The organism is Kitasatospora arboriphila (genome assembly GCF_039528095.1).
In the GTDB taxonomy this organism is placed as follows: domain Bacteria; phylum Actinomycetota; class Actinomycetes; order Streptomycetales; family Streptomycetaceae; genus Kitasatospora; species Kitasatospora arboriphila.
In genome coordinates, this window is the sequence record NZ_BAAALD010000044.1 from 28653 (window position 1) to 53879 (window position 25227).

18 protein-coding genes are annotated in these 25227 nt (G+C 76.2%); 4 read left to right on the forward strand and 14 right to left on the reverse strand.

Annotated elements, in window-relative coordinates:
- Positions 1-281 precede the first annotated feature (281 nt).
- Complete coding sequence (locus tag ABD353_RS22330; RefSeq protein WP_344625418.1) at positions 282-2108, forward strand: AfsR/SARP family transcriptional regulator; 1827 nt, start codon at positions 282-284, stop codon at positions 2106-2108.
- Between the two features lie 46 nt (positions 2109-2154).
- Here the strand turns inward: ABD353_RS22330 and ABD353_RS22335 are convergent, their stop codons facing one another.
- The 7 genes from ABD353_RS22335 to ABD353_RS22365 form a co-directional block, all read right to left on the reverse strand.
- Positions 2155-3741: an AMP-binding protein gene (locus ABD353_RS22335; RefSeq protein WP_344625419.1), complete on the reverse strand. Its 1587-nt coding sequence runs from the start codon at positions 3739-3741 to the stop codon at positions 2155-2157.
- 128 nt (positions 3742-3869) lie between these two features.
- Positions 3870-5126 (reverse strand): ABC transporter substrate-binding protein, encoded by a 1257-nt coding sequence (locus ABD353_RS22340; protein ID WP_344625420.1) that lies wholly within the window; start codon positions 5124-5126, stop codon positions 3870-3872.
- Positions 5123-6286 (reverse strand): branched-chain amino acid ABC transporter permease, encoded by a 1164-nt coding sequence (locus ABD353_RS22345; RefSeq protein WP_425555227.1) that lies wholly within the window; start codon positions 6284-6286, stop codon positions 5123-5125. The genes ABD353_RS22340 and ABD353_RS22345 overlap by 4 nt, the downstream gene beginning before the upstream one ends.
- Positions 6279-7169, reverse strand: a complete 891-nt coding sequence (locus tag ABD353_RS22350; RefSeq protein ID WP_344625421.1) for a branched-chain amino acid ABC transporter permease — start codon at positions 7167-7169, stop codon at positions 6279-6281. Before ABD353_RS22350 ends, ABD353_RS22345 begins: the two co-directional genes overlap by 8 nt.
- The gene (locus ABD353_RS22355) at positions 7166-7945 is read right to left on the reverse strand and encodes an ABC transporter ATP-binding protein (protein ID WP_344625422.1); all 780 of its coding nucleotides are present in this window, start codon (positions 7943-7945) and stop codon (positions 7166-7168) included. The genes ABD353_RS22350 and ABD353_RS22355 overlap by 4 nt, the downstream gene beginning before the upstream one ends.
- Positions 7942-8754 carry an ABC transporter ATP-binding protein gene (locus tag ABD353_RS22360; RefSeq protein ID WP_344625423.1) on the reverse strand — a complete coding sequence of 271 codons (813 nt, stop codon included), beginning with the start codon at positions 8752-8754 and terminating at the stop codon, positions 7942-7944. The genes ABD353_RS22355 and ABD353_RS22360 overlap by 4 nt, the downstream gene beginning before the upstream one ends.
- Before the next feature lie 303 nt (positions 8755-9057).
- Positions 9058-10359 (reverse strand): PucR family transcriptional regulator, encoded by a 1302-nt coding sequence (locus tag ABD353_RS22365; RefSeq protein ID WP_344625424.1) that lies wholly within the window; start codon positions 10357-10359, stop codon positions 9058-9060.
- 311 nt (positions 10360-10670) lie between these two features.
- Here ABD353_RS22365 and ABD353_RS22370 point away from each other — a divergent pair, with 311 nt between their 5' ends.
- Positions 10671-11096 carry an SHOCT domain-containing protein gene (locus ABD353_RS22370; protein WP_344625425.1) on the forward strand — a complete coding sequence of 142 codons (426 nt, stop codon included), beginning with the start codon at positions 10671-10673 and terminating at the stop codon, positions 11094-11096.
- A gap of 100 nt (positions 11097-11196) precedes the next feature.
- On the opposite strand, the gene ABD353_RS22375 is transcribed toward ABD353_RS22370, so the two are convergent.
- A complete protein-coding gene (locus ABD353_RS22375; protein ID WP_344625426.1) occupies positions 11197-13092 on the reverse strand; it encodes a M1 family metallopeptidase in 1896 nt (631 codons plus the stop codon).
- A 240-nt stretch (positions 13093-13332) separates the two neighbouring features.
- The gene (locus ABD353_RS22380; protein WP_344625427.1) at positions 13333-13788 is read right to left on the reverse strand and encodes an ATP-binding protein; all 456 of its coding nucleotides are present in this window, start codon (positions 13786-13788) and stop codon (positions 13333-13335) included.
- A 181-nt stretch (positions 13789-13969) separates the two neighbouring features.
- Between ABD353_RS22380 and ABD353_RS22385 the strand changes: the two genes are divergently transcribed.
- Positions 13970-16639: a LuxR C-terminal-related transcriptional regulator gene (locus tag ABD353_RS22385; RefSeq protein ID WP_344625428.1), complete on the forward strand. Its 2670-nt coding sequence runs from the start codon at positions 13970-13972 to the stop codon at positions 16637-16639.
- Between the two features lie 262 nt (positions 16640-16901).
- Here ABD353_RS22385 and ABD353_RS22390 read toward each other — a convergent pair whose 3' ends face one another.
- From ABD353_RS22390 to ABD353_RS22400, 3 genes are all read right to left on the reverse strand, one after another.
- Positions 16902-17531, reverse strand: coding sequence for an MBL fold metallo-hydrolase (locus tag ABD353_RS22390; protein WP_344625429.1), 630 nt, complete (start codon positions 17529-17531; stop codon positions 16902-16904).
- Complete coding sequence (locus ABD353_RS22395) at positions 17531-18616, reverse strand: S-(hydroxymethyl)mycothiol dehydrogenase (protein ID WP_344625430.1); 1086 nt, start codon at positions 18614-18616, stop codon at positions 17531-17533. The genes ABD353_RS22390 and ABD353_RS22395 overlap by 1 nt, the downstream gene beginning before the upstream one ends.
- 125 nt (positions 18617-18741) lie before the next feature.
- Positions 18742-19860 carry a DUF3103 family protein gene (locus ABD353_RS22400; protein WP_344625431.1) on the reverse strand — a complete coding sequence of 373 codons (1119 nt, stop codon included), beginning with the start codon at positions 19858-19860 and terminating at the stop codon, positions 18742-18744.
- A 435-nt stretch (positions 19861-20295) separates the two neighbouring features.
- Between ABD353_RS22400 and ABD353_RS22405 the strand changes: the two genes are divergently transcribed.
- Positions 20296-20631 (forward strand): hypothetical protein, encoded by a 336-nt coding sequence (locus ABD353_RS22405; RefSeq protein ID WP_344625432.1) that lies wholly within the window; start codon positions 20296-20298, stop codon positions 20629-20631.
- Here the strand turns inward: ABD353_RS22405 and ABD353_RS22410 are convergent.
- Entirely contained in the window at positions 20625-23441 is a 2817-nt protein-coding gene (locus tag ABD353_RS22410) for a poly(A) polymerase (protein WP_344625433.1), read from the reverse strand. The two genes, ABD353_RS22405 and ABD353_RS22410, sit on opposite strands and share 7 nt — an antisense overlap.
- Positions 23441-25186 (reverse strand): RNA ligase family protein, encoded by a 1746-nt coding sequence (locus tag ABD353_RS22415; protein WP_344625434.1) that lies wholly within the window; start codon positions 25184-25186, stop codon positions 23441-23443. The genes ABD353_RS22410 and ABD353_RS22415 overlap by 1 nt, the downstream gene beginning before the upstream one ends.
- Positions 25187-25227 lie beyond the last annotated feature (41 nt).

Genomic DNA, 25227 nt, shown 5'->3' on the forward strand with positions numbered 1-25227 from the left:
TTAAGGGAGATTGGTTGCCCGGGCGGGGGGGGGGCGGGGGGGGGCCCGGCCGAACCCCCCCCCCCCCCCCCCCCCGCCCGCGCCCCGGAGCGGGTCGGCCGTGCCGCGCCGCCGTCCGCGCCCACCTCGGAAGATCGGCGCTGCCCGGAGTTGATTGGCCGTCACCGCAAGATCCACCGGTCAACCCCGCACCGGCATAGAACGGAGTCACGCCGGGCGGCGGACCGGGGGACGGGCCCCGCCGCCCGGCGCACCAGGCCGAGGTGTGGGGGAGCGTGGGGATGGAGTTCGGAATACTCGGGCCGCTGCTGGTGCGGGACGCGGAGGGCGACCGCCCGGTGGCCGCGGCCAAACAGCGGGCGCTGCTGGCGGCCCTGCTCGTCCGGCGAGGGCAGGTCGTACCGGCCGACGTACTGGCCGACACGGTGTGGGACGGGTGGCCGCCGCGCACCGCCGCCACCACCCTGCGCAACTACGTGATGCGGCTGCGCAAGGCCCTCGGCGAGGCCGGGCACCGGCTCGCCACGGAGGCCGGCGGCTACCTCCTGGTCGTCGCCGCCGAGGAGTTCGACGCCGACCGGTTCACCCGGCTGCGCGACCTCGGCCACGACCGGCTCCGCAACGGCGACGCCGAGCAGGCCGCCGCCCACTACGAGGCGGCGCTCGCGCTCTGGCGCGGACCCGCCCTCGTCGACGTCCCCTCCGAGGCGCTGCGGCGCTCCGAGGCCGGCCGGCTCGCCGAAGCCCGTCTCGACGTCCTCGAAGGCCGGGCCGAAGCGGCGCTCGCCCTCGGCCGGCACACCGAACTCCTCGGCGAACTGCGGACGCTGACCGCAGCCCACCCCGAACGCGAGCACCTCTGGGCCCAGTTGATGACCGCCCTCTACCGCAGCGGCCGCCAGTCCGAGGCGCTCGCCGTGTACGGGGAGGTCCGCCGGGTGCTCGCCGACGAGTTGGGGGTCGACCCCGGCAGCGAGATCCGCACCGTGCACGGCCGCATCCTGCGCGCCGACCCCGCCCTCGCCGCACCCGCCCGCCCGGCCGCCCGCACCCGTACCGTCCTCGTCACCCCCTTCCAACTCCCGCCCGGCCTGACCGACTTCACCGGCCGGACGGAGCCGGCCGCCGACCTCGCCGCGCTGCTCACCGCCGACAACCGCCGCGCCCCGCTGATCGCGGTCGTCAGCGGCCAGCCCGGTGCGGGCAAGAGCGCCCTCGTCCAGCACGCCGCGCACGACGCCCGCGGCGCCTACCCCGACGGCATCCTCTATGCCGACCTGCGGGGCAGCCGCCGGCAGCCGGCCGCCCCGCACGCCGTGCTCGGCAGCTTCCTGCTGGCCCTCGGCGTGCCCGCCGCCGCCGTTCCGCAGGACACCGACTCCCGGACGGCACTGTTCCGCTCGCTGCTGGCCGGCCGACGGACACTGGTCGTCCTGGACGACGCCCGCGACAGCGCCCACATCCGGCCGCTGATGCCCGCCGGGCCCGGCAACTCCGCCCTGGTCACCGCCCGTACCCGGCTGCCCGACCTCGGCGGCAGCCACGCCCTGCACCTCGGGCCGCTGCCCGCCGACGAGGCCCGGCAGTTCCTCGCCCGGCTGGTCGGCCCGGCCAGGGCGGACGCCGAACCCCGGGCGCTCGGCCAGCTCGCCGCCGCCTGCGGCGGGCTGCCGCTGGCCCTGCGGATCTGCGGTGCCCGGCTCGCCGCCCGGCCCTCCTGGACGGTCCGGCACCTGGTGGAGCGGATCGTCGACGAGGGCCGTGCCCTGGACGAACTCTGCCTCGGCAGCCTGGACGTCCGCGCGGCCTTCGCGGCGGGCTGCGAGAGCCTCGACCCGCCGACCGCCCGCGCCTTCCACCTGCTGGCCCTCGCCCCGACCGACACCGTCGGCCTGAGCACCGCCGCCCGCCTGCTCGGCGAACCCCCGGCCCGCGCCGAACGCGTCCTGGAACGGCTCACCGACGCCGGCCTGCTCACCGCCCGCGAGCCCGGCCGGTACCGCTACGAGCCGCTGCTGCGCGCCTACGCCCGCGAACGCGCCCGGCACCGCCCCGCCCAGGCGTGGTCCGACCCGCACGCTCCCCGCCGCGCCGCCCTGGCCGGCTGACCGGCCCGGCCGCCACCCCGTTTCCGCCGGACCGGTGCGGCCCGGGTCAGTTCGCCGCCGGGGTGACGGTGCGGCGGAGTTCGCGCTTGAGGACCTTGAGGCTGGGGCCGAGCGGGAGTTCGGCGACGATCTCGACCTGGCGCGGGTACTTGTGGCGGCCGAGCCGTTCGGAGGCCCAGGCGGTGATCTCCGAGGGGGCGGGCGGGTCGGCGGGGTCGGCGGGGACGACGACCGCGCAGACCTCCTCGCCGTGCCGGGGGTGCGGCAGGCCGATCACCGCGACCCGGGCGATCGCCGGGTGCCGCAGCAGCACGTCCTCGACCTCGCTCGGGTAGACGTTGAAGCCGCCGCGGATCACCACGTCCTTCGTCCGGTCGACGACGGTGAGGAAGCCGTCCGCGTCCAGCGTGCCGAGGTCGCCGGTGCGCAGCCAGCCGTCCGCCATCGCCTCGGCGGTCGCCTCCGGCAGCCGGTGGTACCCGGCGAAGACGTTGTGGCCGCGGACGACGATCTCGCCGATCCCGCCGGTGGGCAGCAGCTCCAGCGGCCCGGTGCCGGGCCGGGCGATCTCGACCTCGACGCCCCAGACCCGGTGGCCCACGGTGCCCGCCCGACGGCCGAAGTGCGGCTGGTTCACGGCCGCGGTCGGCGAGGTCTCGGAGAGCCCGTACCCCTCGAAGACGGGGGCGCCGAGGTGCTCCTCGACGTCCTCCAGCACGGCGAGCGGCAGGGCGGCGCCGCCGGAGACGCACATCCGCAGCGCCAGCCCCTCCGGCCGGCTGCGGGCGGCGGCCTCGACCAGCGCCGCGTACATGGTGGGGACGCCGTGGAAGACCGTCGCCCGGTGGCGGACCATCAGCTCCAGTGCCTGCTCCGGCCGGAACCGCCCCATCAGGACGAGGGTGGCGCCGACCCGGAAGGTCGTGTTCATCGCCACCGTCTGGCCGTAGGCGTGGAACAGCGGCAGGCAGCCGAGCACCACGTCGTCGGGGGTGACGTCGTTGGCGTCGAAGGCGTTGACCACGGCGTTCATCACCAGGTTGAGCTGGGTGAGCACGGCGCCCTTGGGCCGGCCGGTGGTGCCGCTGGTGTACAGCAGCACGGCCGGGTCCTCGGGCTGCCGGGTGGCGTAGCTGCGCAGCGGGGCGGCCGCGGTCTCCTCCAGCCGCGGCAGGACGCCCTGCCAGCCGGGGTCGGGGTCCGGCGTCCCGGCCGCGGCACCGGGCTCGTGCTGCCCGGTCGCGGCACCGACGCCGATCGCGGGGATGCCAGCCAGCCAGGCGGCCTCGGCGCCGGCCCCGGCGAGCGCGTGGTCGACGAGCAGCAGCCGGGCGCCGCTGTCCTGCAGCACGAACGCGGCCTCGGCCGGGGTGAGCAGCAGGTGGACGGGGACGACGACCGCCCCGGCGGCGAGGACCGCGTAGTAGGCGCGCGGGAACTCGACGGTGTTGGGCACCATCAGGGCGACCCGGTCGCCCGGGCGGACGCCGAGTGCGGTCAGCGCGCCGCCGCGGGCGAGTGCGCCGGCCCACAGCTCGGCGTACGTCTCGTGCAGCGGGCCGTCGATCACGGCGGTGCGGTCGGGGTACCGGCGGGCGGCCTCGGCGAGGATGCAGGCGAGGGAGAGCGACACGGGGCTGGCACCTTTCGTCGGTCGGTCGGTCGGGGGACGGGGGGGGGCGGGGCGGGGCGGGCCCGCCGCCCCGGGGGGTGGGCCCCTGGGGAGCGGGGGGGCCGGGCCGGCCCGGCCGCCCGGGGGGATCAGCCCTTGGGCAGCGGGTAGCCGCGGGTGGCCGCGACCTCGTGGGCGGCCTCGGCGACGGCGAGGCCGCCGGTGGCCGACTTGGCGGGCTTGAGGATGAACGAGCCGTACGCCGAGGGCTTGGCGGCGTCGGTGAAGTCGAGCGGCACGTCCAGGACGTTGAGCGCCTTCTGGCTGCGGTGGGCGGCCACGATGCCCTCGCGGGTGAGGTCCTTGGCGGTGCAGGCGTTGCTGAGCGCCTCGGCGGCGACCTGGGCGGCCACCCAGCCGCTGACCACGCCGCTGTCCACCGGCGCGCCCGGGTACTTCGCCTGGTAGTCCTGCACCAGCTGGCGCATCCGCGGGGTGTCGACGCTGGGCGCCGGGTAGCCGCTGACCAGGTAGAACATCTTCTCCAGGGCGGGGGCGGCGGCGCTGTCCAGCAGCTGCGGGGCGAAGGTGGGGGCGGAGCCGACCACCGGCACGGTGAGTCCCTGGGCGGCGGCCAGGCCGACCAGCGAGGCGGACTGCTTGGGCCCGGCGCTGACCAGGATCGCCTTCACCCCGGCCTGCTTGAGGGCGGTGACCTGGGCGCCGAGGTCGGTGTCGGTGGCCTTGATCTTCTGTCCGACGATGCTGTAGCCGTGCTGCTTCGCCGCGTACTCGGCGCCGGCGAGGGCGTTCTCGCCGTACTCGCCCTCGAAGTAGACGTGGCCGATCCTGTCCCCCGCGGCGAGTCCGGCCTTGCGGGTCAGGAAGTCCACCGCGTTGATCATGTCGATGTCGTAGGTGGGGCCGACCACCTGGATGTAGTTCTGGCCGAGCAGGGTGGAGGACCAGCCGAGCGGCAGGGTGAGGATCTTCTTGCCGTCGATCTCCTGCTTGAGCGCGGCGACCACCGGCGAGCCGATCACCTGGGTGAGCATGGCCGAGTCGGGCTCGATCTCGGCGAAGGCGGCGACGCCCTTCTGCACGTCGTAGCCGTGGTCCTTGACCTTGATCTCGACCTTGCGGCCGCAGATGCCGCCGACCTTGTTGGTCTGTTCCACCCACAGCTGCTGGGCGTTGACGATGCTCTTGCCGAGCGAGGCGTAGACGCCGCTGAGGTCGGTGAGGGCGCCGAGGGTGATGGTCGTCCCGGTGACGCCGGGGCCCATCTTCACCCCGTCCTGGCCGACCCGGTCGGAGGAGGTGTCGGCCTTGGTGCTGCAGCCGGTCGCGGCGAGCACGAGGACGGCGAGGGCGGCTGCGGATCTGAGCGTTCTGCGATCGGTCACGGGGTCGGCTCCTTGCCGGGCGAGGGACGGGTGGCGGTGCGGGAGACGGTCACGGGGACGGGCACCGGGGCCGCGGGAGCGGCGGCCGGCGCGCGCCGCGGCCGGTACCGGCGGGCCAGGCCCGCCAGTCCGTCCGGGGCGAGGGTGAGGATCAGGACGACGGCCGCGCCGTACAGGTAGCGGGCGGCCTCGCCGGGGGTGGCGCCGAAGGCGTCCGAGCCCGCGGGGGCGATCAGCGGCAGCCGGTCGGCGTACACGGTGAGGACCTGCGGGAGCAGCGAGACGAGGACGGCCGCGGCGGCCGCGCCGCCGACCGAGCCGAGCCCGCCGATCACGATCATCGCGAGGAAGTCGATCGACAGGGCGAGCCCGAAATGGTCGGGCACCACCCGCTTGAAGGCCAGCGCGGTCAGCGCCCCGCCGGCCCCGGCGTACAGGCAGGAGACGGTGAACGCGGCGCAGCGGTACCGGGCGACCGGCACGCCCATCACGGCGGCGGCGGTGCCGCTGTCCCGCAGCGCGGCCAACGCCCGTCCGGGGCGGCCCTGTTGCAGGTTGCGGGCGGTGAACAGGCCGAGCGCGACCAGGGCGAGCCCGAGGTACCAGAGCCGTTCGAGGCCGCCGAAGGGCACGCCGAGCACGGCCAGGCCACGCGGCGAGGCGTCACTGAACGAGAAGCCGAACAGCGCCATCGGCTCGACCGGCCGGCCGTTGAAACCGCCGGTCACACTGCGGGAGTTGAGCATCACGTGCTGGCCGAGGAAGACCAGGGCGAGGGTGGCCACGCCCAGGTACATGCCGCGCAGCCGGCCGGCGATCGGACTGAACACCGCGCCCGCGGCGCCGGCCAGCGCGATCGCGAGGACGAGGGCGAGCAGCGGCGGCAGGCCGAGCCCGGTGAGCCGGGACGGACCGCTGCCGGACGCCCCGCCGGAGAACCAGACGTAGCCGTACGCGCCGACGGCGAGGAAGAAGGAGTGGCCGAGCGAGAGCTGCCCGGCGGTGCCGGTGAGCAGGCCGAGACCGATCGCGCCGAGCACCGCGGCCATCGCGAACAGCCCGCTCTGCAGCCAGAACCCGTCCGCGTAGAAGGGCAGGGCGAGCAGTACGAGGACGCCTGCGGCGGCCGCGGCGCGGCGCCCGGTGATCAGCTCAGACACGGACGGCCTCCTTCGATCCGAGCAGCCCCGAGGGCCGCACCAGCAGGACGGCGACCATCACCAGGTACGGGGCGATGCCGGGCAGACCCTCGCCGAACGCGCCGAGCGCGTCCTGGTAGCCGGCGGCGAGGGCGCCGGCCAGGCCGATGGCGAGGCTGCCGGCCAGGGCTCCGGCGGCCGAGTCCAGGCCGCCGAGGATCGCCGCGGGGAAGGCGGCGAGCGCGAGTTGGCCGGTCGAGCGGTCCAGGCCCGGCGCGGGGAAGGCGGCCAGGAAGACCGCGGCGACGGCGGCCAGCGCACCGGCCGCGCACCAGGCGGTCAGCCGCATCCGGCCGAGCCGTACCCCCATCAGCGCGGCGGCCTCCTCGTCGGCGGAGGCGGCCCGCATCGCCAGCCCCCAGCGGGTCCAGCGGAAGGCGGCGAAGACCGCCCCGATCAGGGCGACGGAGACGGCGATCCCGGCCAGCCGGGCCTCGGCGGCGTGCACTCCGCCGATCCGGACCACGGCCGGGCCCCACGGGTCGCCGGTGGCCAGGTAGTCGGCGCCGATCGCGCGGGCCAGCGCGGTCAGCAGCACCAGGTCGGCCCCGATGGTGAGGATGGTGGCGACGTGCGCGCCCGCCCCGCGGAGCCCGCGGGCGGTGAGCAGGTGGAGCAGACCGGAGGCGGCCGCGGCGGCGGCCGCGCCGAGCAGCACGGCGAACGGGAAGCCGACCGCGCCGTGCGTGGCGGCGACCACCCAGCCGCCGAGCAGCAGGACGGAGCCGTGCGCGAAGTTCATCACCCCGGAGGCCTTGAAGACGACGGTGAAGCCCAGCGCGACCAGGGCGTAGACGGAGCCGAGGGCGATCCCGTCGAGCAGGGTTTCGGCGAGCCGGGTCATGCTGCTTCCTCCTGTCCGAGGTAGGCGCGGAGCACCGCCGGGTCCTGCTGGACGGCCTCCGGGGTGCCGTCGGCGATCCGGCGGCCGAAGTCGAGGACGGTGACGGTGTCGGCGAGCCGCATGACCATCCCCATGTCGTGCTCGACCAGCAGGACGGAGATGCCGAGGGCGGCGCGGATCGCGGCGATCGTGTCGGCCGTCTCCAGGCGTTCGGCGGGGTTCATCCCGGCCACCGGCTCGTCGAGCAGCAGCAGTCCGGGTTCGGCGCAGAGCGCCCGGGCCAGCTCGACCCGCTTGCGCACGCCGTAGGGCAGCGCGCCGACCGGCTGGTCGAAGTGGGCCTCCAGGCCGAGGAACCCGGCGATCTCGGCGGCCCGTGCGCGGTGCCGCCGCTGCTCGCGGACGGCCCCCGGCAGGCGCAGGGCGGTGGCGGCGAACCCGGCCCGGGTGAGCCGGTGCCGGCCGAGCATCAGGTTGTCGGCGACGGTGCCCGCGGTGAGCACGATGTTCTGGAAGGTCCGGGCGATGCCGAGCCCGGTGACGGCGTGCGGCGGCATGCCGGTGATCTCCCGCCCGCCGTAGGCGACGCTGCCGGAGGCGGCCCGGTACACGCCGGAGAGCACGTTGAAGCAGGTGGACTTGCCGGCGCCGTTCGGGCCGATCAGGGCGTGCACGGTGCCCGGTTCGACGGTGAACGAGACGTCGTCGAGTGCGGTGAGGCCGGCGAACCGGACGGTGATGCCGCGGACCTCCAGCCGGGCGGCGGGGGCGGTCATGCCGTCCACCTGCGCAGCTCGCGGACGGGCGGACGGGCGGCGGCCGGGCCGTCCTCCTCGGCGGCGCCGAGGTAGAGCCGGCGGACCTCGTCGCCGGCGGCGAGCTCCGCGGCGGTGCCCTCCAGCCGGACGAGCCCGTTCTCCAGCACCAGCGCCCGGTGCGCGACGGCGAGGGCCATCGCGGTGTTCTGCTCGACCAGCAGGACGGAAGTGCCCTGCCGGTTGATCTCCTGCACGATCGCGCCGATCTGCCGCACCATCCGCGGGGCCAGGCCGAGCGAGGGCTCGTCCAGCAGCAGGACGCGCGGATCGGCCATCAGCGCCCGTCCGATCGCCAGCATCTGCTGCTCGCCGCCGGACATCAGGCCGGCCCGCTGGCGGCGGCGCTCGGCCAGCACCGGCAGCAGGGCGAAGACCCGCTCGCGGGCCTCCCGCCGGGTCGCGGCGCCGCGGCGGCCGCGGCCGAGCTCGCCGGCCCGCAGGTTCTCCTCGACCGTGAGGTCGGCGAACACCCGTCTGCCCTCGGGGACCTGGACGACGCCCGCGCGCACGGCCAGGGCCGCGTCCTCCGCCAGCGGACGGCCGTCGACCGCCACCGTCCCGGCGGTGATCGCGCCCCGGTGCAGGCCGAGGGTGCCGGAGACGGCCCGCAGCAGGGTGCTCTTGCCGGCCCCGTTGGCGCCGAGGACGGCGGTGATCCGCCCGGCCGGGAGGTCCAGCGAGACCCCGCGCAGCGCCCGGACGGCGCGCCCGTAGGCGACGTGCAGATTCTCGACGGTCAGCGCGCTCGACCGCTCGGGTGGGCTCATGGTGCTCCTTGCGTCCGAGTGCCGGGCCGCGCACACGGGGCAGCAGCCGCTCGGGAGGGTGGGAAGCTCGGGCGACGGGGGCGTCTGCCCGGTTCTGGGTGAGCGGCAGGACACCACGGCGGCGCAGCGGCGGTCCATGGCGGGACGGGCACGCGTTGCGGCTGCACAGCGCCCGGCGGGCCGCGTTGTGAGCTCGACCAGTACCGGCGGCCGGGGGCGGCGCGGGCGGTCCGGGAGCGGGGAGAGTGCACGGCAGGTCCGCCGCCGGGGCTTCAGGACGGCCCCGGCGGCGGCGCCGCGGTGTCAGGACGGCAGCAGCCGGTACGCGTCCAGGGCGAGCGACAACTCGACCAGGTGGCGCGGGTGGTTGAGGCTGCGGCCGCTCAACTGCTCGTACCGGCGCAGCCGGTTGAGCACGGTGTTGCGGTGGCAGAACAGCCGGGTGCCGGCCCGCTGGGCGGAGCCGGCGCTGTCCAGCCAGACGTCGAGCGTGCTGAGCATCGACTCGCGGTCCTGGACGTCGAGCTCCAGGACGGCGCCGAGTGCCCGGTCGACCAGCGCGGTGCCGAAGTCGGGGAGGGAGACGACCAGGGCGGTGGGCAGCCGCTCGTGCAGCAGGGCGACGTCGCCGTCGGCGGTGCAGGTGCGCAGCGCGATGTCGGCGGAGCGCCGGGCGGCGCCGATCTCGGCGAGCTCCTCGACGACGGTGCCGATGCCGACCCGGGCGCCGCGGTGGTGGCCGAGGCAGGCGGCGACCTCGGCCGGGTCGGCGTCGCCGAGCAGGACGAGGGCGTGCTCGCCGTCGGTGCCGCGGTGCCGGACGATCCGCACCCCGGGGGGTGGTTCGGCGAGCACCGGGGCGGCCTCGGCGGGGTGCCGGGGCGGCCCGACCGGTCCGGCGAGGGCGGCGACCGCGTACCGGCCGCGCTCGGGGAGGTCCAGCGCGGCGGCGACGGTGGGCAGGTCGGTGATCCGGGTGGTGCCGTCGAGCAGGGCCTGCACCATGGCGCGGGCGCGTTCGCGGTGCTCGCGGGCGGTCTGGCTCTCGACCAGCCGGTAGGCCTGGGTGATCAGGTCGGAGTGCTCGTCGACGAAGCTCCAGATGCCGGCGGCGCTGTGCAGCAGCAGGTGGGCGTGGTCGGGCTCGCGGCGGGTGGCCGTCTCGACCAGCCGTCGCCAGACCAGGGCCCCGCCGAGCCGGAAGGCGTGCAGCAGGGCGTCCAGCGGGAGTTCGCGCTGGGCGCGGCGGGCGCCGATCTGCCAGGAGCAGAGCCGGGCGGCCTCCCAGGTGCCGGGCGGGTCGAGCAGGGTGCGCACCGAGCTCTCCAGCGAGGTGCGCACCTCCAGCCGCAGCTCCTCGGGGCCGATGGTGGCGGGGTAGGCGGGCTCCCGTGCGCTGATCTGCGCGACGAGCTCGCGGGCGAGTCCGTCGACGTCCTGCAGCAGGTGGCCGGCGGTGCGGCGGAGCAGCTGTTCGGAGGCGGTGTCGGCCCGGGACCGGACGGGCCGCCGGGCGGGCGGTTCTTCGGGCAGGCCGCGCAGCCGGGGCTTCGGGGCGGGGCCAGTCGGTGCGGCGGCGGGCGGAGCCAGGGCGGGTGGTCTCACGGGCGCTCCCTCGTCGACTTTTAACTAGCAGCGCTAGTCAAAATCATCCGGCCCGGCCCGCACAAGGACGACTGCCGACCTCGGCGGCAGTCGGCCGAATCGTGACCGCGCGCTTGCCGGGGTGTGACCGGACGGCGGGCCTCCACGGAGCCCCCCGATCGGCCGACACGCCGAGTGCTGCGCCCGGAATGCGATGGTATGACTCGTTCTGTCCCCTGTCCGGACCGGACGGCTGGGACGGGCGGTGCGGGGGCGCCGCCGTGGACCGACAGCCCGCCGGTCGACCGGCGAACGGCTGGGACGGGAGTGCCATGGACGACTACCCGCTGCTCAACATCTTCTGGACGATGCTGGAGCTCTTCGTCTTCATCCTCTGGTTCTTCCTGCTATTCAAGATCATCACGGACATCTTCCGCAGCAAGGACATGGGCGGCTGGGGCAAGGCCGGCTGGACGATCTTCGTCATCCTGCTGCCGCTGATCGGCGTGCTGGTCTACCTGATCGCGCGCGGCGGCTCGATGGCCCAGCGCGATCTGGAGCAGGCGCAGCGGACGGACGAGGCGTTCCAGGCGTACATCCGCCGCGCGGCCGCCGACGGCGGCGGGGGCGGGGGCGGCGCAGCCGGCGGCACGGGCCAGAGCCACGCCGACCAGCTGGCCAAGCTCGCCGACCTGAAGACCACCGGCGCCATCTCCGAGGAGGAGTTCCAGAAGGCGAAGGCGAAGCTGCTGGCCTGACCGGCCGTCCCGTCCGGGTCCTCGTGTCACTCGAACGGCGGAGCACCGGGCGCCCCTCCACGGGGCGCCCGGTGCCGTGTGCGTCGGGGCGGTCCGGCCCTCAGCCCTCGATCCGGTGCTGGGTCCAGAACGAGGTCAGATCGGTGCCGGCCGCGGCCCGGGCCGCCGCCTTGAACTCGGCGGTGGTGCTCACCCCGTACCAGTGCGACTGTGCGTAGTCGTGCAGCAGCGTGCTCATCGCGCCGTCGCCGATCAGCCGCCGCAGGTCGTGCAGGGCGCACTTGCCGTAGGTGTAGACGACGGTGGAGTACCGGGACGCGTGCGCGTCCCAGTACGCCATCGAGTCGGTGATCTTCTCGGCGGAGGACGACCAGGAGACGCTGCTCCAGCAGTTGCTGCCGGTCTTGCCGAGCGCCAGGTCGGTGGCGTAGTCGGTGAACGACTCGTCCAGCCACGGGCTGGTGTACTCGTCGTCGCCGACGATCCCGTAGAACCACTGGTGCGCGATCTCGTGGGTCAGCGCGGTGGTGGAGACCAGGTCGAGCACGAAGCCCGGGTACTCCATGCCGCCGAACCAGAAGCTGTTGTCGAGCACCGCGTCCAACTCGGCGTACGGGTAGGCGCCGAAGCGCTGCGCGTGGGCGTCCACCGCGGACTCGGCGGTGGTCAGCATCGACTGGGCGTCACCGGAGGAGATCCCGCTCACCGCGTAGACGTTGACCTTCACGCCCGCCGTCGAGGTGCCGCTGATCCTGGTGAACGGCCCGGCGCCCCAGGCGAAGTCGCGCACCTTGGCCGCCGTTGCCCGGGTGACGGTGCGGCCCGGGGTGCCGGGGGTGTCCACCGAGGTCCCGGTGGCCGGCACCAGCAGGCCGCTGGGGTGGTCCAGGGTCACGTCGAAGTCCGCGGCCAGCGAGTAGAACGACTCCCCGTTGTTGGTGTACGGGTCGAGGTGCCAGCCCGCGGCGTCCCGGACGGCCAGCACCGGCAGCGCGTTGCCGAGGAAGGCGTACGCCCCGTCGTGGCCGAAGCGGTCCGCGCCGCTCGGCACGGTGATGCCGAGGTCGAAGCCGACCGTTCCGCCCTGGCCCTGGGCCAGCGGCGCGGGCAGGGTGACCTTCATCGCCGTGCAGGCCACCGAGAGGGCGGCGGCCGTCCCACCGGTGACGTTGGTGACGGTGATCGGGGTGCTCGGGCAGCTGCCGTGCGCGTTGTCCCACAGCCGCAGGTACACCTCGGTGAGCGGGGTGGCCGAGGCGTTGGTGAAGGAGACGCTCTCGTGGCCCGTCCAGGACGCGCCGGAGGCGTCGCTGCTCAGCGAGACGGTGTAGGCCGGTGCGGCCGGGGTCCGGGTGGCGTCCGGCGTCGGGGTGCCGGTGGGGCTCGGCGTCGGCGTGGGTGTCGGCGTGGGCGTGGGCGTGGGTGTCGGGGTGCCGCCGCCGGAGACGTCCAGCGCGATGTCGTCCAGCACGAAGCTGGTCTGCAGGCCGGAGTCCTCGGTGCCGGTGAAGGAGAGCGCCACCGTGCGGCCCGCGAAGGAGGAGACGTCGAAGGTCTTCTGCAGGTAGCCGGGACGGGCGTCCAGGTTGGACCAACTCGCCAGCGCGGTACCGCCGATGCTCGCGGTGAGCTTGTCGTAGACGGTGGCGGCGGTGGTCTCCGCGGTGTCCACGTGCAGCCAGAGGCTGAGCGTGGCCGAGGTGCAGCCCGCGGGCAGGGTCACCGACTGGGAGAGCGTGTCGGTGTGGGAGGAGCCGTAGCCGTCCAGCCAGGCGAAGGAGCTGCCGCCGTGCGCGGTCTGCCCGCCGCCGCCGGTGATCACTCCACTCGACGCGGACCAGGGTGAACTGCCGGACTCGAAACCGCCGTTGGCGACCACCTGGGCGGGGGTGCAGGCCGCCGCCGCGGTCGCCGTGGCCGTGGTGGCACCGGTGGCCGCCACGGCGGCCGCGAGCAGCGCGCCGGCGGCGACCAGGGGGAGAAGGGTGCTTCTCATCGATCCTCTTCGGGTAGGGGACCCTTCCGTGCCGGACGAAGGGTCAACCCGCCCGTACGGAAGGCACGTTGACGACCGACGGGGATCGGGGCCCGCCGGTCGCGAGGCCGAGAGAAGCGTGACAGCAGCCCACCCGTTCATTGAAGGGGGCATGCCACAGATTTGGCCGGGTCTTTGCGCGAGCACCGCGCCGACCGCGGCACCGCGGCCTTCGCGTCCGCCGCGCGCCGGGGACGGGCCCTACAGGGCGATCACGGCCTCGACGAGGGTGCCGTCGGGGGAGCGGACCACGGTGGTGTCCACCGCGAAGGCGTCGACCAGGTCCAGGCCGCGCCCGAACGCCGCGTCCACGTCGGCCGGCTCGCGGCGCGGAGCGGTCCGCTCGCGCCACCGGCCCCAGTCCCGGACGCGCACCGTCAGCGCGGACTCGCACACCTCGAAGAGCACCGACACGTCCGCACTGCCGCTGTGCAGCACCGCATTGGTCACCAGCTCCGTGACGATCACCGAGAGCGCCTCGGCCACGTCCGCCGGCAACCGCCGGCTGCGCACCAGCGCCCGCGCAGTACCGCGCAGCCGCGGCACCGACTCGGGTACGGCGGGGAGGGTGACCGAGGCCGTCAGCCGGGAGGTCCGGACCGGAACGTCCGGTCCGGGAGCCAGGGCGACGGGTCTGGAAGAGGTCGAATTCCTCACGCGGGGCTCCTGCCTGCGCGGTGGGCGGCATCGGCGGCGGCCCCCGCCGACCCACGGGCCGCGAGGCCATGACCCGGACCACGCTGCCCGCCCTCCCACGGTCGCGGCAATCAGTGGAGACTGAAGTACGGATACGCAAAGAAAGCCCGGCGGTCCGGTGAACTCCGACAGGGTGGCACGTGTGGACGCACTGAACGAGACCGCACTGCGGCACCTGCTGGCCCGGGCCTGGACGGCCGACGGCGGCGGCCGCCCCGTCCTGCTGCTCGTCGAGGGCGAGGCCGGCACCGGCAAGAGCCGCCTGCTCGCCCGGCTCGCCCACGGCGTCCCGGTGCCCGTCCGCACCGACCCGCAGACCGCAGCCCCGGCCGAGGGCAACGCCGAGGGCCCCGCCGCGGGCCCGGCGCTGCTCCTCGCCGACGACGTCCACCGGGCCGGCCCGGACCGCCGGGCCGCCCTGGGCGCCCTGCTCGCCGACCCGCCGGCCGGCCTCGCCTGCGTGCTCGGCTACCGCCCCGAGGAGCTGGACGAACCCGGGCTGCCGCTCGGCCCGGACACCGAGTACGCCGCCGGGCTCACCGTCGTCCGCCACCACCTCGGACCGCTCGGCCCCGAGGAGGTCCGGCGGATGGCCGCCGCCGCGATCGGCGCCGACCGCTGCCCGCCCGACCTCGCGGCCCGGCTGCACCGGGCGGCCGGCGGCACCGCCCAGGTGGTCGCCGACCTGCTCGACCTGCTCGCCGCCCGGGAGGGCCGGCTCCCGGACGCCTTCGCACCCCCGCCGCGGCTCACCGCCCTCGCCCTGCGCCGCACCGCCGCCCTGCCCGCCGGACACCGCGGGGTCGTGCACGCCGCGGCCGTCCTCGGCGAACCCGCCACCGCCGCGGAGCTCGCCGAAGTCGCCGGGCTCGCCCCGGACACCGGCCGCACGGCCGTCCAGGCGGCCCTGCGCACCGCGGCCCTGCACGACCACGGCGACGGCCGGTACGGCTTCCGGGTCCCGCTCGCGGCCGCCGCCGTCCGGGACCACCTGGCCGGCCCGCACCGGGAGGAGCTGCACGGCCGCGCCGCCGACCTGCTCGTCCGCCGGCAGCCCGTGCCCTGGGAACGGGTGGCCGGGCACCGCCGGGCCTGCGGACGCGAACGCGGCTGGCTGCACGCCGTCGAACGGGCCGCCCAGCGGCACGCCGACCGCGGAGACCTGGAGCGGGCCGTCGCCCTGCTGGAGTCCGCGCTCGCCACCGGCCCGGTGCCCGAGCACGCCCGCTCCCGCCTGGTCACCCTGCTCGCCCGCTCCGCGGTGATGGGCCTGCGCTCCGACCGCACCCTCGCCGTGCTGCAGCACATCGTCGCCGACCACGGCCTCGCCCCCGCCCTGCGCGGCGAGATCCGGCTCGACCTCGGCCTGCTGCTCTGCAACCAGATCGGCCGCTGCACCGACGGCCTGGCCGAACTGGAGCGGGCCGTCGGCGAGCTCCAGGAACAGCCCGTGCTGCTCGCCCGGGCCATGTCCGCGCTCTCCATGCCGTACTGGCCGGGTGCCCCGCTCGCCGAGAACGTCGCCTGGATCGAACGCGCCCTCGCCGTCTCCGAGCAGGTCGGCGACCCGGTCGTCCGGGCCGCGGTCGCCGCGAACCGGGTCAGCGTGCTGCTCAACATCGGCGACCCCGCCGCCTGGCCGCTCGTCGACGCACTGCCGCGGGACGGCGAACCCGTCGCCGTCCGCCAGCAGGCCGCCCGCGGGCTGTGCAACGCCGCCGACGCCGCCGTCTGGATCGGCCACTACGACCGCTCCCGCGCCCTGCTCGGCGAGGGCGTCGCCCTGGCCGCCCGCAGCGGAGCCTCCTACGCCGAGCAGACCGGCCGCGGCTGCACCCTCGTCCTCGACTGGGCGACCGGACGCTGGGCCGGACTCGCCGGCCGCGCCGGCGCCCTGGTCGCCGAGGCCGGCGACATGCCCTTCATCGCCTCCGACGCCCGGCTGGTGCTCGGGCTGCTCGCGCTGGCCCGCGGCGCCTGGGCCGAGACCGAGGAGTACCTCTCCGGCCCGGACGCCCCGGACCGCGACCACGGCCCCGTCCCGCTGTCGGCCGCCTCCTCCGGCGCACTGATCCGGCTCGCCCTCGCCCGCGAGGACACCGCGGGTGCGGCCGCCGAGGCCGCCCTCGCCTGGGACCGGCTGCGTGCCAAGGGCGTCTGGGCCTGGGCCGCCGAACTCGCCCCCTGGGCCGTCGAGGCGACCGCCCGCGCCGGGGCCGCCGCGGCGGCCCGCGAGATGGCCGCCGAGTTCGCCGCCGGCCTCGACGGCCGGGACGCCCCCTCCGCCGAGGCCGCCCTGCACTGGACCAGGGCCGCCCTCGCCGAGGCCACCGGCGACCCGGAGACCGCCCGCACCCACTACGAGCGGGCCGCCGCCGGCTACCGGGCACTGCCCCGCCCGTACCACGCCGCCCTCACCGCCGCCGCGGCCGCCCGCTGCACCCTGGAGGCCGGCGGTACCGGCACCGAGGCCGCGGTCGAGGCACTGGCCGACAGCGCCGCCGCCTTCGAGGCACTCGGCGCCACCTGGGACGCCGCCCGGACCCGGGCCGAACTGCGCGGCCACCGTCCGCCGGAGGACCGCCGCGGGCCCGGCCGCCCCGCCTACGGCGACCTGCTCTCCCCGCGCGAGGAGGAGGTCGCCCGGCTCGCCGCCGCCGGGATGACCAACCGGGAGATCGCCGCCGCCCTGCACCTGTCCCCGCGGACGGTCGAGCAGCACGTCGCGCGGGCCCTGCAGAAGACCGGAGCACGCTCCCGCCAGCAGCTCACCGCGGTGCCGCGGGCCGTCGCCCCGACCGAACCAGATTGATTGCGTATCCGTGGAATCCGGGCTCCGGATTCCGGGCCGCCCGCCGGGTGCGGCAGGCTCACCACGGGCGGCGCCGCACGTGATCCGGTCGGCGCCGCACGGGGGCCCGCCGCGACCGCGGCCCGCCCCCGCACGTAGGCGCGGGAGGCATCGCGGCGGACCACCGCGGAGCCTCCCGTCACGCGTGTCAGGGGTGCACCACAAGGGGCGCGGGAGGTGCCCCACGCGCCCCTTGTGGTGCACCGTGACTCCTGAGGACTCCCTAGTGCCCTCGGGCGATCCACTCCTCCAGGTGCGGGGCCTCCGTGCCGATGGTGGTGGAGTCGCCGTGGCCGGTGCGGACGACCGTCTCCGGCGGCAGGACGAGCAGCCGCTCGCTGATCGAGCGGATGATCGTCGGGAAGTCGGAGAAGGACCGGCCGGTGGCGCCGGGGCCGCCCGCGAAGAGGGTGTCGCCGCTGAACACGGTGCCGAGGTCGGGCGCGTACAGGCAGACCGCGCCGGGGCTGTGCCCCGGGGTGTGCAGCACGGTCAGCTCGGTGCCGGCCGCCGTCAGGCGTTGCCCGTCCGCCAGCTCGGCGTCCGGCTTGAAGCCCGGGTGGGTCTGCTGCCAGAGCACGCCGTCCTCGCGGTGGAGCAGGACGGGCGCGCCCGTCCGGTCGGCGAGTTCGGGGGCGGCGTTGACGTGGTCGTTGTGCCCGTGGGTGCAGACGATCGCGAGCAGCCGCCGGTCGCCGATCGCGGCGGCGACCGCCTCGGCGTCGTGGGCCGGGTCGATCACCAGCACCTGCTCGTCGTCGCCGACGATCCAGACGTTGTTGTCGACCTGCCAGGTGCCGCCGTCCAGCGTGAACTCGCCGGAGGTGACGAGGTGTTCGATCCGGGCTGCCATCAGAACAGCACCACCGATCGCAGGACCTCGCCCTTGTGCATCCGCTCGAAGGCCTGCTCGACGCCGTCCAGCGGGATGGTCTCGCTGACGAAGGCGTCCAGGTCGAGGCGGCCCTGCAGGTAGAGGTCGATCAGCATCGGGAAGTCCCGGCTCGGCAGGCAGTCCCCGTACCAGGAGGACTTGAGGGCGCCGCCGCGGCCGAAGACGTCCAGCAGCGGCAGATCCAGCTGCATCTCCGGGGTGGGCACGCCGACCAGGACGACGGTGCCGGCCAGGTCCCGCGCGTAGAAGGCCTGCTTGTAGGTCTCGGGGCGGCCGACCGCGTCGATGACCACGTCCGCGCCGTTGCCGCCGGTCAGCTCGCGGATCGCCTCGACGGCGTCCGCGGCGGAGGAGTCGACGGTGTGGGTGGCGCCGAGCTTCTGCGCGGCGGCGAGCTTGCGGGCGTCGACGTCGACCGCGATGATCCGGGACGCGCCGGCCAGCCGGGCGCCGAGCACGGCCGCGCTGCCGACACCGCCGCAGCCGATCACCGCGACGGAGTCGCCGCGGCCCACCCCGCCGGTGTTGATCGCCGCGCCGAGGCCTGCCATCACGCCGCAGCCCAGCAGGCCCGCCGCGGCGGGCGAGGCGGCCGGGTCGACCTTGGTGCACTGGCCCGCCGCGACCAGCGTCTTCTCGGCGAAGGCGCCGATCCCGAGCGCGGGCGACAGCTCCGTGCCGTCGGTCAGCGTCATCTTCTGCTTCGCGTTGTGGGTGGCGAAGCAGTACCACGGCCGGCCGCGCCGACAGGCCCGGCAGTCGCCGCACACCGCACGCCAGTTGAGGATCACGAAGTCACCCGGGGCGACGTCGGTGACGCCCTCGCCGACCGACTCCACCACACCCGCGGCCTCGTGGCCGAGCAGGAAGGGGAACTCGTCGTTGATGCCGCCCTCGCGGTAGTGCAGATCGGTGTGGCACACCCCGCAGGCCTGCACCTTCACCACTGCCTCTCCCGGCCCCGGGTCGGGCACCACCACCGTCACCACCTCGACCGGCGCACCCTTGGACCGCGCGATCACACCCCGTACCTGCTGGGCCATCAGAGCAGCACTCCCTCGTCGTGGGGCCCGGCCGCCCCGCCCGTCGCGCGGCGGCCGGGTGTTCCGTGGAGCAATCTATCCGATCTGTCCACATTTCCACGGGAATTGCTGCCGATCAGGGCAGATCAGAAGGCGGACACCCAGTACGGCGAGACGTTCATCCAGCCGTTGCCCCGGGCGCCGTTCAGCCGGCCCGAGGACGTCCGGGCCAGGGTGTACCAGGAGTCGACGTAGTCCGGGTCGTCCGTCCACCACTCGGTGGGGATCGCGTCCAGCACCGCGTTGACCAGCGGGATGTACGCGCCCTGGTCGGTGACCGTGAGCAGGACGGCCGCGATGGCCTTGGCGAGGGCCTGGTAGTTGGTGCTGCCGTCCTCCTCCATCAGCACCACGTCGGCCAGGTCGTACTTGTAGTTCGACCAGTTCACCAGGATCTGGTTGGGCCGGTAGACCGTCCCGTCGTAGTCCAGGTACGGCATGTCGACCGGGTCGACCCGCACCTTGCCGTCCGTGCCGAAGCCGGTGACCAGGGCGTACATCTCGGCCGCGCCCTTGAACCACGGCTCCTCGTCGTCGGACACCTCGATCGCGTCGATCTTCGTGCCCCACCAGCCGTCCGCGGCGGCCGCCTGCGGTCTCACCGCGGCGCCGCCCAGCGTGCGGCGGAGGATCTCGGCGCCGCCGGCCAGCGCCCGGGTCACGTCGAGGTCGACCAGGTAGACCGGTTGCCGGGGCACCTGCGTGGCGTCCAGGACGTGCGCCCGGCCCCGGGCGTCGTAGGCGGTGAGGGTGGTGGCCCGGTCGCTCGCCGGCGCGGCCGCGACCCAGGGCGCGGTGCCCGCGTCCAGCGCGGCGCGCATCGACGGGTCGCCGAGCCGCAGCCGCAGCAGCGGGCCGGTCGCGGCGTCCAGGCCCTTCGCCGCCAGGACGCGGGCGTTGCCCTCGGCGACCGAGGCGGCGAGCCGGTGGGCGGCGGTGCCGGAGGCGTGCGAGGCGAGGGTGCCCGGGTCGACCTCGGCGCCACCGCGGACGGCGGCCCGCAGGCCGTCCCGCCAGGCGGCGTCACCGAGCGAGGCGGCGACCGCCCGCGCGGTCTCCTCCTCGACGGCCTGCACGGCGGAGTGTGCGCGGCCGGGCTGCGGCGGGGCCTCCGCCCGGGCGCTCGCCGTCTGCGCGGCGGCCCCCATGACCAGGGCGAGGACGGCGCCGACCGCGCCGACTCTCAGGGTGCTGATGGTGCTCAACGGTCCTCCATGGCTGGGTGTACGGAGTGCGCCCGCCACCCGTCGGCCACGGCAAGTTGACGCTCGTCGGCTTCCGCGTGGGGGCGGTGTTGAGTGAGCCAGGACAGCGAAGCAACCCCGTCGTGCCCGCGTCAAGGCTGCGCGGAGCACCTGTCTGACGAACGGTCAGTGTCGCTGCGGGGCGGCGGGCCACCGCCCGAAGGGGGCCGCCGGGAGAGTGTCGGGTCCATCATGCCGGGTCGGAGGGGGTCGGCGGTAGGACGGAGAGCACCTCGGTTCGATCTTGTCCGGGGCGGGGCGCGCCCCGCACACTCGACGGACCCACCCCTTCCCATGCGCCCGGACTCCCCTGCGGAGGCACCGGGGCGTCCGCCGTGCTGCCCTGACGGCGGGTCGGGCCGTTGCCGGGGGTGGCGATGCGAAGGGGGAAACGGAATGAACAACGACGCCGTCCTGAGGGCCCGGGTGCTGCTGCTCGGCACGGGGAAGCTCAGCAGGCTCCAGCGGGTCACCGCGCACCGGCTGCTGGCCGTGGACAGCCCCGCCGTCCACCTGCCGAAGCTCTCCCGCGCCCTGGTGAAGCTCGGCAAGGAGATCGCACACCTCCCGGAGGCCCGGCTGGCCCTGCTCGACGAGGCCGTCGCCGCCGCCCGGGCGATGGACCCCACCGACCCCTACCGCCCGCAGGTGCTCGCCGAGGCGCTGGACGCCCGGCGGGAGCAGCTCCACGCCATGGGCCGGACCGCCGACGGCCCGGCGGGCGGTCAGTAGAGCGTCGGCACCCCGCCGCCCTCCGTCCGGGTGACGGCCACGCCCGGCAGGCCGCGGGTCCACCGGTCGGCGAGGGCGGCGAGGGTGTCGGCGTCGACCGGTGCGCGGCCGAGGCCGACGGCGAAGCGGGCGGTGGCGGGGCCGGTGGCGAACGGGTGCGGCCAGGCGTGCGCATCGGTGGCACCGGCCTCGTCGAGGGCGGCGACCAGGGCCCGCATCCGGCCGCGGACGAGGCCGAGCAGGGTCTCGAACTCCTCGGCCCGGCCCGGCCGTACCGTCACCACCGCCCAGGCGGCGTGCCGCCGGTGCAGGGGCGGCGGGGCGAGCAGGCCCGGCCGCGGGTCGGTTCCGGTGGCGGCCGCCGACTCCAGGAGTTCCCAGGCCCGGTAGAGCTCCTGGGTGAGCAGCTCCCGTCCGCCGGTGGTGACCTGGGCGGTGCAGGAGCGGACGGGGGCGGTCGGGGTGGCGACGGTGACCGGCCCGGCCGGGCCGACCGGCGGGCCGACCGGTTCGCGCCAGTCCCAGGCCGCCCAGCTGCCGAAGAAGTGCCGCAGCAGGTCCTGGCCGTCGAGGTCCGGTGCCTCCTGGACCGTCCGGGCGGCGAGGACGGCCCAGGCGAGGCCGGGCAGGCCGCCGAACGGCGCCGAGTCCAGGCCGCGGGCCTTCGCCCAGGCCTTGACCTCCCGTGCCAGGGCGGCGAAGGCGGCCCGCCGCGGGCCGACGGCGGCGAGCAGCGCGTCGGCGTCCGAGACGGCGCTGAGCGCCAGGGCCGCGGCCTCGCCGAGTTCGGCCCGCCGCTCGACCGCCTCCGCGGGGTCGAGCGGGCCCGTCGGCACGAGCACCAGGTCGACCGCCAAGGCGTCGACGGTGAAGCGCAGCCCCGGCACCCGGGCGCCGACGACCTGCCGCAGCCCGACGGCCTCCTGCAGCGCCTCCGCCACCCGCGCCGCCAGGGCGGGGACGTCCGGCTCGCCGGGCAGTGCGGCGACCAGGTCCAGGTCGGCGCCGGGCAGGGCGCAGCCCGTCCGCCGTGATCCGACGAGGTGCAGCACGCCCTCGCCGAGGGCTTCGGCGAGCCGCCGGGCGGTGCGGTCGGCGAGCGCGTCCGGTGCCGGGTCGGGGGCCGGTGCGGCGGGCTCGGGGAGCCAGCGGAGTTCCCCGGTGCCGAGGGTGAGCACGGCGCGCGGCCGCATCGGTTCCTCGGCGCGCCGCGAGAGCAGCACCAGCTCGCCGACCGGGGCCGCGGCCTCGGGCAGCCGTGCGGTGCACTCGGCGACGAGTGCCCGCGGGTCGTCCGTCCGGCCGAGGCTCAGGTGCGGGGTGAAGCCCTCCGAGCGTCCGCGGCAGCGCGGGAACCGCTCCAGCAGGGACCGGTGCAGGGCCTGCCACGGCCCGGCGCCGTCGGCGGCCGGGTCCAGCCAGACGGTGGAGCCGCTGCGGTGCCGGAAGCTGTGCACCCCGGCGAGCCGGGCGGTGAACGGGGCCGCCTCGGCGGCGGCCTCCGCGAGCAGCGGTGAGGCCTGTTCGAACTCGGCCTCGGGGACGAACCCGTACAGCACGTTGACGTGCGGCGGCCAGCGGTGGATCTGCGGGTCGTGCTCGGCCCGGACGGCCTGGATCGCGGGCCGCAGCGCGTCCGGCGGCAGCCAGGCCAGGGCGGTGCGCACCGACGGGCCGACGTCGAAGACGCCGCCGGGTGCGGCCCCGCCGGGGCCCAGTTCGACCGCCACACCGTAATGGTCCGACGGGTGGAGGCCGTCCGCGGCCGGGCGGTCGCCGAGCAGGACGGCGGAGCGGGCCTGCGGGCCGCCGGGGCGCAGCAGCACGCGGTCCAGCCGGGAGGCCCGGCCGGAGAGCGAGGAGACCGCGGCGAGCGGATTGGCGCCCGGGTCGAAGGTGGGGGTGCCGTCCTCGGGGCCGTGCACCGCGCTCCACGCGTCCTGCAGTCCGAGGACGGCGGCCGGGCCCTCGGCGCCGCCGCGGCCGTCGTTGAAGTCGCCGGCCAGCACCAGGTCGCCCTCGACGCCGGCCAGGCCCTCGGCGATCCGGGCCAGTTCGGCCCGCCGGCGGGCCGGCCCGTCCTCGCTGTGGTCGCTGGTCAGGTGGGTGGCGGCCACGGTGAGCGGCCCGGTGCCGGTGTCGACGACGACCGCGGCGAGCGCCTTGTGCGGGCCGAGCGGGTGCCGGCCGGCCTCCAGCACGGGCAGCCGGCTGAGCAGCAGCAGTCCGCAGTCGGGCACGTCCCGTCCGCGGGGGTCGGTGCCGACCGTCCAGCCGTCCCGCAGCCAGGGCTCGCGCAACAGCAGGTCGACCAGGGCCGGTTCGACCTCCTGCAGCGCGATCACGTCGGCGTCCGTGCGGGCGAGTGCGGCCAGCAGCAGCGGGCGGCGGCGCGCGGTGTCGATCCGCTCGCTGTCGTAGCGGTCCCAGAGGGTGTTCCAGGTGACGACCCGGACGGTGCCGCGCGGCGGCCGGCCGGCCGGGCGGTCGGCGGGCCGCCAGGCGGAGCCGTCCCAGGTGTGCGGGGTGCGGGCGGTGAAGAACGGGGCGTGCAGCCGCCGCCCGTCGCCGGCCCGGCCGGCCGCGGTGGTGTCCAGCCGGTCCACCCCGGCGGCGCGGTCCCACACCGTCTCGCCGTCGGCCTCCACGCAGAGCACCCGGTGCCAGGGGATGTCGCCGCCGGGGGCGAAGCCGTCCAGCGGGACGCGCTTGGGGTCGGCGCCGCGCTGCTGGACGACCAGCACGAACCGGGACGGGTCGAACCGGGCGTCCCAGCGGACGCGGTGGTAGATCTCCTCGCTGGTGCGCATCAGGCGTCCTCCCCGCCGATCGTCCCCGCCGTGTCCTCGACGGTGCCGGCCGCGCCGACGTACCAGGTGCGGTGCGCCTCGCCGGCGTACGGCGGGCCGTACCGGCGCAGCTGGTCGGCGAGCACGCCGGCCGGGACGGGGTGCGGCCGCACGCCGTTGCGGCGGACGAGTTCGGCCTCGCCGACCAGCAGCACCGCCTGGGTGACCAGGGCGTCGCGGCGCTGCGCGACGCCCCGGACGAGGGAGCGCTGCTGCCGGTTGAGCGAGGTGGCGTCCCACACGACGGTGCCGCCGCGGGCGAGCGCGGCGTCCAGCCGGTCCAGCCCCTCGCGCAGCACGTCCCCGTTGGCCCGCTGGTCGCCGCGGTCGCCGCGCTCCTCGCGCAGCCCGTCCAGCGAGATCCGGGCCGCGGTGCCGGGCAGCCGCTCGGCGAAGACGCTCTTGCCGCTGCCGGACGGGCCGACCAGGTGCACCAGGTGCGGGAAGGCGCCGGAGCGCCACCGCCAGGCCGCGGCCACGGCGTCGTCCACCCCGGTGACCCGGCCGAGCGCGAACGCCTCCCGGGCCTCGGCCCAGCAGCGGTCGGCGGCGTCCGGCCGGAGACCGGCGAGCGCCTCGCGGAGCCCCGTGCGGAGGGCGGCGAGCGGGGCCTCGCCGAGCAGCCCGGCGTCCTCGGCGTGCAGCGCCGACCAGGCGGCCTGCTCGCGGGCGTCGTCCAGCGCGGCGTCCGCCCGGCCGGCGGCGGCGTCGGCGGCCACGGCGTGCAGTACGCCGAGGTCCGCGGCCTGGGCCAGCCGGACGAGGCCGGCCCGGCGGTCCTCGTCCGGGTAGGGGCGTTGCACGACGGGGTGCAGGCCGACCAGGTCGGCGACCCGGCGGGCGAGCGGCATGCCGAGCGGTGCGGCGAGCGTGGTGGCGAGGCGGGCCCGGTTGCTGCCGGGCAGGGCGGCCGCCAGGACGCCGGCCAGCCGGGCGTCGCCGCGCCGGCCGAGGACGTCGAGCCGGGCGGAGACGCCGCCCCCGGCCGCCTCGGCGGCCGGTGCCCCCTCCGGGTCGAGTCCGGCGGCGCCGAGCAGGGCGGGCAGGTCGGCGGGCGCGCCGGAGCGCACCGCCCAGAGGGCGGCCGCCGGGCCGAGGCCGTTCTCCACGACCGCGGCGTGCATCCAGTGGGTGTCGGTCCGCACGTGGTGCGGGCGGACCCACTTGGCGACCCGCTGCCCGAACTCCGCGCGGGGGAAGCCCTCGGCGGTGCGGACGACGTACCCCTCGACCCGTTCGGTGTCGAACCGCAGGGCGCGCAGGGCCTTCTCGTCGAGGACGCCGCGCCACAGCACCCGCGGGGCCGGGACGCCGAGGCGGCGCAGGAAGCGCACGGTGTCGTCCCAGCCGAGGCAGTGGTCGGTGTCGTCCCAGACCGAGAACCCGTAGAACCAGCTGTCCAGTTCGCGGTAGGCGAGCGAGTGCCGGGCGAACAGGTTCTCGCCGCAGACCCGCCAGCCGGCCGGCACCGCCGGGCCGATCCGGCCCTGCAGGGCCTTCACCCAGGCGCGCGAGGGGTGGTGGCCGGAGTCCAGCGAGCGGGCGTGCAGGCCGTCCCGGTAGAGGGTGGTGTTCTCGCCGTCGAGCTTCTCGGTGACGACGACCTCCCGGCCGCGCAGCCCGTCGAGGCCGCCCGCCCGGACGTCGTCCGCCGAGGCCCCCGGCGACCAGGGCAGGTGCGGGGTCCGCGGGTAGCTCACGCGCATGATCCGCTCCTGGTCGGGGTGGTGGGACCCCGTCACTGTAG